Raw genomic sequence first — 13,339 nt, 5'->3', positions numbered from 1 at the left:
GATCCGCGGCCTACTTTTTTGCCGGCCAACAGGCCGGTGCACGACCCGAGAAACAACGATCCAGAAGATCGAGAAGAAGAGAGAGGTGACCGGGCTTTATGAGTCTGGCGCTGGCCCCACTCGACGTGACCGTCGAGATCGAGGCAAACCTGCCCTGTCGGAAGTTCGACCCTGACCTCTGGTTCTCCGACGCTCCGGCTCAGCTGGAGCTGGCGAAGTCGCTCTGCGGGGACTGCCCGCTGCGCGTCGAGTGCCTCGCCGGAGCGGTCGAGCGTAGCGAGCCCTGGGGTGTCTGGGGTGGAGAGATCTTCGAGCGTGGCGCCGTGGTTCCGCGCAAGCGGCCCCGTGGACGTCCTCGCAAGGTCGACGTGGCGCGCGACGCCGAGCTGGCCGTCGAGGTCGAGGAGCGGCTCGCCGCGAACGGTCTCGAGACCCGCAACTCGGTCCGCCTGGCGGCCTGAGAGATGAACTCCCTCCCCGTAGCAGTAATCGATATCCGAAAGCCGAGTACCGAGATGACCACGAACGGAAGCGCGAAGATGAGACTCATCCACGAAGCGTTATCGAGGGCCCGAATGCGAAGGCCTCAGCGTGACACCGCACCTGAGGCTTACCGCTCCGCCCGCCGCATCGCCATGGAGGCCCGCCATCGGGCCGCTCGCGAACTGGGTGGACTCTGACCCGTAGTTCTGTGAAAGCCCGTCCGCGTCAGCGGGCGGGCTTTCTCATTCCGCGAATCCCGGCAGCCATTCTTCGAGGATCTCCCGATAGGCGGCCTCCGCCTCCAGCTGGCACAGCACCCCGATGGATCCCAGCGTCACCCGGTGGATCAGCAGGTACGACGGCGGCAGGTTGAGTTTGCGGCTCAGCTGGTACGCCGGGGACCGCGGACTGCCGAGCCGGGTCGCCTCACCGCGCAGCCACGATCGGGTGAACCGGAACCGCTCGACTGCGATCGGCTCGATCATCGGCAGCAGGAATTCGAGCACCGCCTCGGCGTCGATCTCCTCGTCCGGCTTGATGAACCCCTCGTCCCGCAGGCCGTCGACCACGTCCTGGGCACGGCCTTCGAGTGCGAGCCGGACCAGCCTGCCCACCGGCTCGGGCATGCCCTCCGGCAGCCGGGCCACCGCGCCGAAGTCGATGACGCCGAGCCGGCCGTCGGGGAGGATCCGGAAGTTGCCGGGGTGCGGGTCGGCGTGCAGCAGACCGGCCCGGGCCGGCGCCGAGAAGTGCAGGGTCGCCATGAGCCGGCCGGCTTCGTCGCGTTCCTCGGCGGTGCCGCCGCTGATCACGTCGGCCAGCGGCCGCCCGTCGACCCATTCGGTGACCAGAATCCGCGGCGCGGACGCGACCACCCGGGGCACGAAGATGTCCGGATCGTCGGCGAACGCCGTGGCGAAGGCCCGCTGGGTCTCCGCCTCCATCTCGTAGTCGAGCTCCTCGATGATCCGCTCGCGAAGCTCGGCGATCAGCGGTTTCACGTCCATGCCCGGCTGGATGATTTTGAACATCCCGGCCAGCCGGGAGAGTTGCTTCAGGTCGGCGATCAGCGCGTCACCGGCGCCCGGGTACTGCACTTTCACGGCGACCGGCAGCAGCTTGGGTTTCGCGTTGCGGCGGGCCGGCGGCAGTTTCCAGACCGCGCGGTGCACCTGGCCGATGCTCGCGGCGGCGGCCGGGCTGTCGTCGAACTCGGCGAAGCTGTCCCGCCAGTCCGGCCCGAGCTGCTCGGCGAGCGCCTTGTGCACGTTCGCCACCGGCATCGGCGGCGCGGCCTCCTGGAGCTTGGTCAGCGCCTGACGGTACGGCCCGGCCATCTCGTCGGGCAGCGCAGCCTCGAAGACCGACAGGGCCTGACCGAATTTCATCGCTCCGCCCTTGAGCTGGCCCAGGACGCTGAAGAGCTGCTCGGCGGTGCGCTGCTGAATATCGGCGGAGATGACGTCGGAGGCGATGCCGACCGCGCGTTTGCCCAGGCCGAGCGCGGTCCGCCCAGCGAACCCGAGGGGCAGCGCGGCCAGCTTGGCGGTCCGGGACGCCGCACGGCGGGGGATGTCGGTCACCAGATCATTGTGACCGACGCACGGCGGCTACTCCGCCCGTCGCATGGTGCTATTGGGCTTATGTGGTGAAGGTCCGGTGAAGGATCGCGCCCGTCGCCGGCAATCGCAGTCCGGATGCGGCGGCCAGGTGCGCCTTCTCAGGCGCCCGGGCGAGGAGATCTGTACGGCGGCGCCGAGCGTCTCCGGGACCCGGCCGTCCAGGTGGGCGAGGATCTCGGCGGTCGCGTAGGCGGTGGCCGCCAGCAGGGTGGCGACGGCGCACGGCTCGGCGCCCGGGACGGCCGTCGCCGGTCCGCTCGGCCATCCGGCGTCCCGATCCCGCCGGTGCAGGTCGACGCAGTGCAGGCACGGTGCCCCACCGGCCGGGACGAACGGGCCGATCACCGCGGCGCCGTCCCGGACCGTGACGGCGAGGTGCGGCTGCCGGCGGGCGGCGTGCGCGGCCGCGACCACTGCCACCGGCTCGTCGTGGGCCAGCTGGACGACCACGGTGGCGGGTGATCGGCGTACGCCGTGGACCTTCGTGCCCGGCGCCGCGCGCATCACGGCGGTGGCGACCGCCGACCGTCGCGGGCTGCCCGCGTCACCGGCCCCGAGCGGTCCGCCGGCGACCTCACCGGCACCGACGCTGCCGACGAGATCCGGATAGACGTGCCCGACCCCGGCCTCGGCCAGGGCCACCGCGATCGGAGCGCCGAGCCGGCCGCGACCGCTGAGCACGACCTTCGCCCGTTGCCGCCGCTGCAGGATTCCTGCCGGAGACAGATCGCCGCCGTCCGCGCGGTCTCCGCCGCTTTCGCTGGCGCGGTCCCCGCCGCCCTCGCTGGTGCTGTCCTTGCTGCTCTCGCTGGTGAAGAAGGCAGAAGCAGCGCGGTCGCCGGTGCGGCGGACGGGCGCCGCAGCGGCGGTCAGGGCCAGGGCGGCGGCCTCGCCACTGAGCCGGGCTCGGGAGACGGCGGGCATGGTGGCGGGCAGCAGCCTGGCTGCGGGCAGCACGAGACCCGCCTGGTGAAGCAGATCGAGCAGGGCCCGGGACTCGTCCGGTGGCACACCGAGCTCGGCGGCGCGGATCAGGACGGCGCGCTCGGACCGGTCGCCGTCCAGCAGATCCAGGACTTTGGCGGTCCGGGGATCGGGGAGCCGGAGGACCACGGCGTGCGCGGGATCCAGGCCGAGTTGCAGCTCATCGGGGCCGCGCCAGTAGCGCGGCAACCCGGGAATCAGGGTCGGCCGCAGAAGCGGCGTACGGGACATGGCCACAGGTTGTCACGGCGGCGCTGCGGAGCGGTGATGTTATCCACAGGGTCGCAGTGGCCGGGGCAGCCTTGTCCACAGGGTGGGTCGAGTTATCCACAGGCCATCCCGAATCACTCAACGTGATCGTCCGGACACGGTTACGGCCTGACGAGAAAACTCCCGGGGAGGGCGACCGGCTGGCCGGCCCTCCCCGGGTGAGCGATCAAGCCTTGGCCTTGCCCAGGATCCGGTTCATGGTCGTCCCGCAGACCGGGCACTTGCCCTTCGCCATGTTCATGCCGGTCTTGGAGACCTCCACGTTGCCCTGGAAGTCACGCTTCTCCTTGCACTTGACGCAGTAGCCGTTGTAAGTGGTGTCGGCCACGGTTCCTCCTCGTAGTTTCGTCGGCCGCTCAGCCCGGTGCCTCGTTCGCGGCTACGGGTGCGAACCCTGTCTGCGGCGCTGGACCGCGCGACCACGCGGATGTGGCCACCCGTCCGGGGCGGTCACTTACCCAGGTCAGGCCGGTTCCATGTCAACGCAGCGTCGGCGGTGTCACCGACGTCGTGAGTCTGCCGGTGGAAATGCTCCTTTTACGCCAGATATGCCGGGACACGCCGACGATTACCATCAGAACGGCATAAAACAGACAGGAGGGCCGCTCGTACGCTGAGTTGAAGATGGTCTAGGTTGACGGATGTCTCCAGTGTTGCCGGTGAGGAAAATTTTTTCGGGTATATGCGGCGGAAGTGCGCATTTTCGGAGACGGTCATTGCCCGTACTCTTGCGTTGACCAGGGGCTGGCGGATTAGCGTCTCAACGTGAACCCGAATCAGGGCCGCGCGAGCCGGTAATGGCTGCCCGCACGCGCAAGCCTGTCGTTGAGGTGCGGCGCAGTCAGCGCCGGCGCCGGACGGTGTCCGCGTACCGCGACGGTGAACGTGTCGTCGTGCTCATCCCGGATCGGTTCTCCCGGGCCGAGGAGACCGAGTGGGTGGAGCGGATGCTCGCCCGGCTCGCCGCCCGCGAGGAACGCCTGCGGTCCACCGACGACGAGTTGCTGGCCCGGGCCCGGCGCCTGACCGCGCGATACCTCGCCGACTTCGCCGACGTGGCCGTCCCGGCCAGCGTCCGATGGGTCACCAACCAGAACGGCCGCTGGGGCTCCTGCACCCCCGACGACGCGACCATCCGGATCTCGCACCGCATCCAGGAGATGCCCGAGTGGGTGGTCGACTACGTGGTGCTGCACGAACTGGCCCACCTGATCGTGCCGAGCCACAACGCCCGCTTCTGGGAGCTGGTCAACCGGTTCCCCAAGGCCGAGCGGGCCCGGGGCTACCTGGAAGGCGTCTCCGCGGCCGGCAACCTGGAGATGGCCGAGCACTAAGCTGGGCCGCGTGGTGCGGCGTGTAGTGGTGACCCTGCTGGTCCCGGTTCGGTGGAGTCCTCCCGGCGTGAACCTGCGCGAGTGGCGTGCGGCCCTGGCCGAGGACGTGGTCGACCTGCTCGCGCGTCTCTCCGCCGCCGACGCCGCGATCGCCGCCGGCCCCGGCGACCGGGAGCTGGCCGACGAGATCGCCTGGCCGGGGATGAAGATCTACGACGTTGCGTCGCCGACGATCCTGCCGGTGCTGGCCGCGGCTGCCGCGGACGGTTACGACCAGGCCGCCGTGATCGCCGCGGACGCGCCGGACGTGCCCGGCATGACCCTCGGCAAGCTGCTCCAGCCGCTGGACAGCAGGCCGGTCGCGGTCGCGCCGGGTGGGCCGGACGGCGGGCTGCTCGGCGTCGCCACGAACCTGCCCGCGCCGGAGTGGCTGGTCGACCACGATCTGGACACGGCGACGCCGCAGCTGTTGCGCAGGACAGCGCCGGCACCAGGCGAGGTCACCTCGACCGCCCAGTGGCGCCGGCTGCGCGGACCGGCCGCGCTGGCCACCCTCGACCCCGCCCTGGAGGGCTGGGAGAACACCCGAGCCCTCCTGGGAGGCTGACGGTCAGTCGTCGTCTTCCTTCGGCGCTTCGCCGAGGTTGTCCAGCTCGCTGATGTCCCAGTCGGAACGCGGCCGGGCGAAAGCCTCCGGGTCGGCGAAGTCGTCCTCGGTCGGCAGCAGGTCGGGGTGGTCCCAGAGCGCGTCGCGCCCCGCGATCCCCCGGTGCTCGGCCACCGCCGCCCAGAGCGCGCCGGCCTCGCGGAGACGGCGGGGCCGCAGCTCCAGGCCGACCAGGGCGGCGAAGGTCTGCTCCGCGGGACCGCCCGCGGCCCGGCGGCGGCGGAACGCCTCGCCCAGCGGGACGACCGAGGGCAGCCGATCGCCGGCGGCCGCGTCGACGACGTCCCCGACCCAGCCCTCGACCAGCGCGAGCGCCGTCTCCAGCCGGGCCAGGCTGGCCTTCTGCTGCGGGGTGTCCTCGGGCGTGAAGATGCCTTCGAGCGCCATCTGCTGCATCGACTCGGGGTCGCTCGGGTCGACCCGGCTCATCGCGTCCTCGATGGCCTCGCGGTTCACGGTGATGCCGTTCGCGTAGGTCTCGACGGCGTTCAGCACGTGCGACCGCAGCCACGGGACGTGCCCGAAGAGCCGCTGGTGGGCCGCCTCGCGCAGGGCCACGTAGAGCCGGACCTGGTCCTCGGGAAGCTCGAGACCCGACCCGTACGCCTTGATGTTGGAAGGCACCAGCGCGGCGGTGCCGGCCGGACCGAGCGGGAGGCCGATGTCACCGGCCGAGAGCACCTCGGCGGCGAGCTGGCCGAAGGCCTGCCCGAGCTGCCCGCCGAAGAGCGCGCCACCGAGGGTCGCGACCATCGACTGCATCGGGCCGAGCTGGGCGCGGGCCTCCTCGGGAACGAGGTCGCCCATGGCGCCCACCATGCGGCCGGCGATCGGCTCGCACAGCTTCTTCCACACGTCGAGGGTGTTGTAGATCCACTCGTTGCGGTTCCACGCCACTGCCTTGTGGATGCCGCTCGGAAGGGCGGTGACCGGGTCGAGCCAGAGGTCGGCGAGGCGCAGGGCCTCCTCGACCTGGTGGCGTTCCAGCATGTTCACCGATGGGTCGCCGGTCGCGGAGAGCTGGCTGGCCGCAACCTGCCGGGCCAGGTCCCAGTTCACCGGACCGCTGCCGGGCGCGGCGAACATCTGCTGCAGCTGCGCCATGAACTGCTGCATCTGCTGCGGGTCGGAGGGGTCGGGCGGCTGAGCGCCCGGCAGGGAGAAGCCGAACGGGATATCAGGCACGTCCCCAACGGTACGCGCGAAATGCCCGCAGCGGACTGAGGGCGGTATCAGCTCAGAGAGAACTCAGGGTAGGTGGGTACGCTCACGCGCATGAGACGTCGCGGTGTCACCGTCATCCTCGGCGCCCTGATCACCGCTCTGCTGGCAGCCGGTGTCATGGTCGCACCCCTGCCCTACGTGGTGCTCAAACCCGGTCCCACGGTCAACACCCTCGGGTCCGACAACGGTACCGAGGTGATCCAGGTCAAGAAGGGTGAGACCTCGACCTCGGCCGGCCAGCTGCGGCTCACCACCGTCAACGTCCAGTCCAAGGTCGAACTGGTCTGGGCGATAGAGGGCTGGCTGAGCGGTGAGGACGCGGTCGTCCCGCGTGAGCTGATCTACCCGCCGGACCAGAGCGAGAAGCAGGTCCAGGAGCAGAACGCGCAGGAGTGGAAGCAGTCGCAGACGAGCGCCGAGACGGTCGCGCTCCGCGAGCTGGGCTATCCGGTCCTGACTTTCGTGCGCAAGGTCACCTCCGGTGGCGCCGCCGACGGCAAGCTCGTCGCCGACGACGTGATCACCGCCATCGACGGTACGAAGATCGAGAGTCCTTCGCAGGTCACCGAGCTGATCCGGGCCAAGCCGGCCGGGACCACCCTGACCGTCGGCTACGAGCGGGGCGGCAAGGCCGGCACCGCGCAGATCACCTCGAAGGCCGGGGAGGACGACGACGCCCCCCGGATCGGCATCGAGATCGACACCAAGCAGCCGAACCCGTTCGACATCGAGATCGACCTCGACAAGATCGGCGGGCCGAGCGCCGGTCTGATGTTCTCCCTCGGCATCATCGACAAGCTCAAGCCGGAGGACCTGACCGGCGGCAAGATCATCGCGGGCACCGGGACCATCGACGACGGCGGTAACGTGGGGCCGATCGGCGGCATCCCGCAGAAGCTCGTGGGTGCGAAGAAAGCCGGCGCCGAGCTCTTCCTGGTGCCCAAGGACAACTGCGCCGAGGCGCTTCGCAACACCGTCCCCGGCCTGCCGATGGCCGAGGTCGCCACGGTGGACGACGCCCTCGCCGCGCTTGCGACTTTCACCTCAGGCGGAACCCCGAAGCCCTGTACGGCGTCGTAGTTCCCGCACTGGTGGTGACGAAACAGTTCTCCTACGTGTAGAAGCTGGATGCGACATCGTTAAGGTGAATCACCGGCCAGACGAAGTGTGGAGCCAACGTTGGTCATGCGTAACAGTCCTCTACCGAGGATGAGCCGGCGCGGTCGCGTCACCGTCGGCGTCCTGGTCGGGGTCTTCATTCTTTTCACGCTGCTCGGGTGGGGCGTCGACGCGTACACCGACTACCTGTGGTTCTCCGAAGTCGACTTCACCAACGTCTTCTCGGAAGTCCTGGTCACCCGACTGCTGCTGTTCCTGGCCATCGGTGTGGCGATGGCCGTCGTGGTCGGCGGCAACCTCTACCTGGCGTACCGGCTCCGGCCGCTGCTGCGCCCGCACTCCCAGGAACAGGCCACCCTGGAGCGCTACCGGATGATCCTGGCGCCGCGCCTCGGCACCTGGGTCACCGTGGTCAGCCTGGTCGTCGGCTTCTTCGCCGGTCTCTCGGCGCAGAGCCGCTGGGCCGACTGGATGCTGTTCCGCAACGGCGGCTCGTTCGGGGTGACCGACCCCGAGCACAAGGTGGACATAGGGTTCTACATCTTCGACTACCCGCTCTGGCGTTACCTGCTCGGCGTCGGCTTCACCGCGGTGGTGCTGTCGCTGCTCGGGGCGCTCGCCGTGCACTACATCTTCGGTGGCGTCCGCCTGCAGGGCGTCGGTGACCGGATGACCGCCGCGGCACGCGCCCACCTGACCACGCTGGTCGCGGTCTTCGTGCTGCTCAAGGCCGTCGCGTACATCCTCGACCGCCGCGCGCTGCTGCTCGAGCAGCACGTCTCGCCGGGGCTGTACGGCGCCGGCTACACCGATGTGAACGCGCTGCTCCCGGCCAAGGAGATCCTCGCCTACATCTCCGTGGTGGTGGCGATCGCGATCATCGTCTTCTCCAACGCGGTGATGCGGAACCTGGTGTGGCCGGGCGTCTCGCTGGCCCTGCTCGCCATCTCGGCGGTCGCGATCGGCGGCATCTACCCGCTGGCCGTGCAGAACTTCCAGGTGAAGCCGAGCCTCTCGGACAAGGAAGCGCCGTACATCAAACGGTCGATCGAGGCGACCCGGGACGCGTTCGGCCTGACCGCCACCGAGGTCTCGCAGTACAGCGCGGCCAGCGGCAGCCCGCCGGCCGACCTGGCCCAGAACTCCAGCGCGCAGAACGTCCGGCTCATCGACCCGCAGCTGGTCTCGCAGGCGTTCACGCAGTCGCAGCAGTCCCGGGGCTTCTACGACTTCGGCGAGAAGCTCGACGTCGACCGCTACACGATCGACGGCAAGACCCAGGACTACGTGGTCGGCGCCCGGGAGATCAACGACGAGAAGCTCACCGCCCAGCAGCGGAACTGGCTGAACCGGCACACCGTCTACACGCACGGCTACGGTCTCGTGGCGGCGCCGGCGAACCAGGTCTGCGGCACCGGCCTGCCGTACTTCGTCTCCGGCTTCCTCGGCAGCACCGCGCAGGGCAACTGCGCCTCGACCACCGACGAGATCAAGGCGGAGCAGCCGCGGATCTACTACGGCGAGCAGTCCAGCGAGTACGTCATCGTCGGCCAGGAGAGCGCTGACAAGAACGTCGAGTTCGACCGTCCGCAGGAGCAGAACAGCGACGCCTCCGAGCTCTACACCTACGAGGGCACCGGCGGCGTGCCGATCGGCTCGTTCTTCAAGCGGGCGGTCTTCGCGATCAAGAACACCGAGAGCAACTTCCTGCTCTCCGACGCGGTGAACTCGAAGTCGCGGCTGATGTACATCCGCAACCCGCGGGAGCGCGTCGAGAAGGTCGCGCCGTTCCTCACGATCGACGGCGATCCGTACCCCGCCGTCGTCGGCGGAAAGATCGTCTGGATTCTGGACGGCTACACGACGGCGCAGACCTACCCGTACGCGCAGAAGATCAACCTGGCTACCGAGACGCGTGACGAGCTGACCGGGCAGGGCTCCTTCGCTCTCGCCCGCGACGACGTCAACTACATGCGCAACTCGGTGAAGGCGGTCGTCGACGCGTACGACGGCGACGTCAAGCTCTACGAGTTCGACGACACGGACCCGGTCCTCAAGGCGTGGAACAAGGCGTTCGGCGGCGACCTCGTCGTCCCGAAGGAGCAGATCCCGGCCGACCTGTCCTCGCACTTCCGCTACCCGGCCGACATGTTCAAGGTCCAGCGCAACCTGCTGACCAAGTTCCACGTGACCGACCCGCAGACGTTCTTCTCGGGGAACGACTTCTGGGAGGTCCCGAACGCGCCGGACGCGCCGCAGACCGGCGTGAAGCAGCCCCCGTTCTACCTGAACGTGAAGCTGCCGGAGCAGGACGAGACGAGATTCCAGCTCACCGCCGGCGTCACCCCCGCGAACCGGGAGAACATGGCGGCGCTCATCTCCGGCTCCTACGTCGACGGCCAGCCCAAGCTGGAGATCCTGGAACTACCCGACGACACCGTCGTCTCCGGTCCGGTCCAGGTGCACCAGCGGATGGTCAACAACGCGAACGTCGCCTCCGACCTCGCGCTGCTGAGCAGACAGGGGCAGGCGACGGTCCTCTACGGCAACCTGATCTCCCTGCCACTCGACAAGGACATCCTCTACGTCGAACCGGTCTACGTGCGCAGCAACAGCCAGGCGAACGCCGCGCCGCTGCTGCAGAAGGTCCTGATGTCCTACGGCGACGGCGGCACCTACGTCGTCCTCGAGGACAACCTCACCAAGGGACTGGAGGCACTCGCCGAACTCGGCAGGACATCGGGTGTGCCGACCACCGAGACACCGTCCCAGAACCCCGGCACCGGCACACCGGCGACACCGACGCCGGGCGCCACCACGCCACCCGCGGTCACCGGCAACCTCGCCCAGGCCGCAGCGGACGTCGACCGTGCCATCGAAGACCTCAAGGCCGCCCAGCGGTCCGGTGACTTCGTGAAGCAGGGCGAGGCCCTCAAAGCCCTCGACGACGCGATCAACCGTTTCCAGCAGCTGCAGGCGGCCGAGGGCGACACCCCGGCCACGTCAGCGCCCGCCGTGGCGCCGACGGCCAGCGCCGGAAGCTAGCTGTGACCACCGCCTCCGGGGGCCGTTTTGCACCCCCCGGAGGCGGTGCGCTAGTCTTATGAAGCCGACGCGGGGTGGAGCAGCTCGGTAGCTCGCTGGGCTCATAACCCAGAGGTCGCAGGTTCAAATCCTGTCCCCGCTACAAGGGAATTGGGACCGTGTGTGCGGATTACTCCGCACCTCGGTCCCTTTTCGCATTTCTATCTGGGGGCCGAGCCCCCAGACCCCCACGTTGCGATGGTTGCGGTGAGGGATTCAGTCGCGGTCACTTCTTTGCCCCTGTACGCGGAAAGCGCTCGGTCCAGAACGCCGACGCCGGTAATCGCTTTCAGTTCGCCTGCCGCGACCACGCGCCGAGGGTGACCGAAAGACACCGTGGGGGTCTGGGGGCTCGGCCCCCAGGCAGAAATGCGAAGAGGGACCGTGGTTCGCGCTTCAGGCGAACACACGGTCCCTAATTCACTCGTAGCGGGGACAGGATTTGAACCTGCGACCTCTGGGTTATGAGCCCAGCGAGCTACCGAGCTGCTCCACCCCGCGTCGGTAAGAACAACCTTACCTGGTGGTGGCGGGAGCGCCTAATCGGGGTCTCGTAACATCAATCCAGTGAATCTTCTGGCTGCTGACTGCTCCCGCTGTGCCGCTCTCTGTTGTGTGGCGCCGGCCTTTGCCAAGTCGTCGGATTTCGCGGTGAACAAGCCTGCCGGGCAGCCCTGTAAGAACCTGCGGGACGACTTCCGCTGCGGCATTCATGAGGAGTTGCCGCAGCGTGGTTTTCCGGGGTGTGTGGTGTTCGACTGCTTCGGGGCGGGGCAGCGGATCACGCAGGAGACGTTCGGCGGGCGGGATTGGCGGTCGGAGCCGGCGATCGCGGGGGAGATGTTCGCGGCGCTGCCGATCGTGCGGCAGCTGCACGAGCTGATGTGGTACCTCACCGAGGCGCTGAAACTGGACGAGGCACGGCGTCTGCACCCGAAGCTGTCAGCCGCTCTGACCGAAACCGATCAGCTGGCGGCGGGTCCTGTGGCGGCGCTGCGGTCGCTGGACGTCGACGCGCACCGTGGCCGGGTGAACCCGCTGCTGCGCCGGGCGAGCGAGCTGGCCCGGGCAGGCGCCGGCGGCAAGCGGCCGGACCACAGCGGCGCTCAGCTGATCGGCCGGCGGATGCGCGGGGCCGACCTGCGCGGTGCGAGCTTCCGGGGCGCCCTGCTGATCGGTGCGGACCTGCGGGACGCGGACCTGCGCCGGGCCGACTTCACCGGCGCTGACCTCCGGGGGACTGATCTCCGCGGCGCGGACCTCACCGGCGTGCTGTTCCTCACCCCGTCGCAGCGTCGCGCCGCAGTGACGAGCGCCGATCAGCCCTAAGATGACCACATGCAACAGGTCTCCGGCGCGGTGTGGGTGCTGACGGTTCTCTTCATCATCGGCTTGTTGCTCTTCGACTTCTTCTTCCACGTCCGCAAGGCGCACGTGCCCCGGCTGCGCGAGGCGGCGCTCTGGACCTCGATCTACGTGTCGATCGCGATCCTGTTCGGCGTCGGAGTCTGGATCTTCGGCGGCTCCACGATGGGCGCCGAATACTTCGCGGGCTACGTCACCGAGGAGGCGCTCTCGGTCGACAACCTCTTCGTGTTCCTGCTGCTGATGAGCAGCTTCAAGGTCCCGCGCGCGGACCAGCAGAAGGTGCTGCTCTTCGGGATCGTGGTGTCGCTGCTGGCCCGGACCGGGTTCATCCTGGTCGGCGCCGCGCTGATCAACCAGTTCGCCTGGATCTTCTACATCTTCGGGCTGATCCTGCTGTTCACGGCGGGAAACCTGCTGCGCAAGAAGGGTGACGAGGACGAGGCGCCGGACAACATCGTGATCCGGCTGGCGCGCCGCTTCCTGCACACCTCCGACGAGTACGACGGGGACAAGCTCTTCACCTACCAGGACGGCAAGCGGGTGCTCACCCCGATGCTGCTGGTGATGGTGGCGATCGGTGGCACCGACATCCTGTTCGCCCTGGACTCGATCCCGGCCATCTTCGGACTGACGCAGAACGTCTACCTGGTCTTCACGGCGACGGCGTTCTCGCTCCTCGGTCTGCGCCAGCTCTACTTCCTGATCGACGGGTTGCTGGACCGGCTGGTCTATCTGTCGTACGGGCTGGCTGCGATCCTCGCCCTGATCGGCGTGAAGCTGGTCCTGCACGCGCTGCACGAGAACAACGTCCCGTTCATCAACGACGGCGAGCCGATCCACGTCGCCGAGATCCCGACGTTGCTCTCGCTGGGGATCATCATCGGCGTCCTGATGATCACCGTGGTGGCGTCGCTGCTGAGCCCGAAGGGGCGCGCCCGGACATATGTGGCGGCCGCCCGCCGGCATGCCACCGAGTTCCTCGACATCGAGACCGACCCGGCCTACTGCGACGAGATCTACCACCGGCTCCTGGAGGAGGAGGCGAACCTGCGCGGCCTGCCCGAGCGCCACCGGGACCGGGTCCGCCAGGAGGAGGAGCTCATGACGCTGCTGCGCCGGGCACACCAGCTGCACGCCGAACGGGTCGCCGAGGGAAGCTGCTTCGCCCCTTCAGCGACCCGGGC

At 68.8% G+C, this 13,339-nt stretch carries 10 protein-coding genes, 2 tRNA genes and 1 pseudogene; 8 read left to right on the top strand and 5 right to left on the bottom strand.

Annotated elements, in window-relative coordinates:
- The first annotated feature begins 98 nt into the window (after positions 1-98).
- Positions 99-461, top strand: a complete 363-nt coding sequence (locus EP757_RS06725) for a WhiB family transcriptional regulator (protein WP_127543328.1) — start codon at positions 99-101, stop codon at positions 459-461.
- 264 nt (positions 462-725) lie between these two features.
- Here EP757_RS06725 and EP757_RS06720 read toward each other — a convergent pair whose 3' ends face one another.
- From EP757_RS06720 to EP757_RS43215, 3 genes are all read right to left on the bottom strand, one after another.
- Positions 726-2,066 (bottom strand): AarF/ABC1/UbiB kinase family protein, encoded by a 1,341-nt coding sequence (locus tag EP757_RS06720; RefSeq protein ID WP_127543327.1) that lies wholly within the window; start codon positions 2,064-2,066, stop codon positions 726-728.
- 27 nt (positions 2,067-2,093) lie between these two features.
- On the bottom strand, positions 2,094-3,320 hold the full coding sequence (locus EP757_RS06715) for a hypothetical protein (protein ID WP_127543326.1): 1,227 nt from the start codon (positions 3,318-3,320) through the stop codon (positions 2,094-2,096).
- A gap of 205 nt (positions 3,321-3,525) precedes the next feature.
- On the bottom strand, positions 3,526-3,687 hold the full coding sequence (locus tag EP757_RS43215; protein ID WP_169792401.1) for a DUF5679 domain-containing protein: 162 nt from the start codon (positions 3,685-3,687) through the stop codon (positions 3,526-3,528).
- Positions 3,688-4,156: 469 nt separating this feature from the next.
- On the opposite strand from EP757_RS43215, the gene EP757_RS06710 reads away from it, so the two are divergent.
- Both EP757_RS06710 and EP757_RS06705 read left to right on the top strand, forming a co-directional pair.
- On the top strand, positions 4,157-4,693 hold the full coding sequence (locus EP757_RS06710; RefSeq protein WP_127543325.1) for a M48 family metallopeptidase: 537 nt from the start codon (positions 4,157-4,159) through the stop codon (positions 4,691-4,693).
- A 10-nt stretch (positions 4,694-4,703) separates the two neighbouring features.
- The gene (locus tag EP757_RS06705) at positions 4,704-5,300 is read left to right on the top strand and encodes a hypothetical protein (protein WP_127543324.1); all 597 of its coding nucleotides are present in this window, start codon (positions 4,704-4,706) and stop codon (positions 5,298-5,300) included.
- Positions 5,301-5,303: 3 nt separating this feature from the next.
- On the opposite strand, the gene EP757_RS06700 is transcribed toward EP757_RS06705, so the two are convergent.
- Entirely contained in the window at positions 5,304-6,545 is a 1,242-nt protein-coding gene (locus EP757_RS06700; protein WP_127543323.1) for a zinc-dependent metalloprotease, read from the bottom strand.
- A gap of 90 nt (positions 6,546-6,635) precedes the next feature.
- Here EP757_RS06700 and EP757_RS06695 point away from each other — a divergent pair, with 90 nt between their 5' ends.
- The 3 genes from EP757_RS06695 (at position 6,636) to EP757_RS06685 (ending at position 10,890) form a co-directional block, all read left to right on the top strand.
- Complete coding sequence (locus EP757_RS06695) at positions 6,636-7,664, top strand: PDZ domain-containing protein (protein ID WP_127543322.1); 1,029 nt, start codon at positions 6,636-6,638, stop codon at positions 7,662-7,664.
- A 105-nt stretch (positions 7,665-7,769) separates the two neighbouring features.
- Positions 7,770-10,748 carry a UPF0182 family protein gene (locus EP757_RS06690; RefSeq protein WP_174262349.1) on the top strand — a complete coding sequence of 993 codons (2,979 nt, stop codon included), beginning with the start codon at positions 7,770-7,772 and terminating at the stop codon, positions 10,746-10,748.
- 68 nt (positions 10,749-10,816) lie between these two features.
- Positions 10,817-10,890: transfer RNA gene (locus EP757_RS06685), tRNA-Met, on the top strand.
- 324 nt (positions 10,891-11,214) lie between these two features.
- Here the strand turns inward: EP757_RS06685 and EP757_RS06680 are convergent.
- Positions 11,215-11,288: transfer RNA gene (locus EP757_RS06680), tRNA-Met, on the bottom strand.
- Positions 11,289-11,354: 66 nt separating this feature from the next.
- Between EP757_RS06680 and EP757_RS06675 the strand changes: the two genes are divergently transcribed.
- Both EP757_RS06675 and EP757_RS06670 read left to right on the top strand, forming a co-directional pair.
- Entirely contained in the window at positions 11,355-12,116 is a 762-nt protein-coding gene (locus EP757_RS06675) for a pentapeptide repeat-containing protein (RefSeq protein WP_127543320.1), read from the top strand.
- 9 nt (positions 12,117-12,125) lie between these two features.
- Positions 12,126-13,109: pseudogene (locus EP757_RS06670) on the top strand (TerC family protein); the annotation flags it as partial.
- Positions 13,110-13,339 lie beyond the last annotated feature (230 nt).

The organism is Actinoplanes sp. OR16, from assembly GCF_004001265.1.
Lineage (GTDB): Bacteria > Actinomycetota > Actinomycetes > Mycobacteriales > Micromonosporaceae > Actinoplanes.
This window is presented reverse-complemented; position numbering and strand designations above follow the sequence as displayed.

What these genes read in the sequence shown, in the direction of transcription:
- EP757_RS06715 (WP_127543326.1), bottom strand. Translation starts at nt 3,320, where the DNA reads ATGTCCCGTACGCCGCTTCTGCGGCCGACCCTGATTCCCGGGTTGCCG.
- EP757_RS06690 (WP_174262349.1), top strand. Translation starts at nt 7,770, where the DNA reads ATGCGTAACAGTCCTCTACCGAGGATGAGCCGGCGCGGTCGCGTCACC.
- EP757_RS06710 (WP_127543325.1), top strand. Translation starts at nt 4,157, where the DNA reads ATGGCTGCCCGCACGCGCAAGCCTGTCGTTGAGGTGCGGCGCAGTCAG.
- EP757_RS06725 (WP_127543328.1), top strand. Translation starts at nt 99, where the DNA reads ATGAGTCTGGCGCTGGCCCCACTCGACGTGACCGTCGAGATCGAGGCA.
- EP757_RS06695 (WP_127543322.1), top strand. Translation starts at nt 6,636, where the DNA reads ATGAGACGTCGCGGTGTCACCGTCATCCTCGGCGCCCTGATCACCGCT.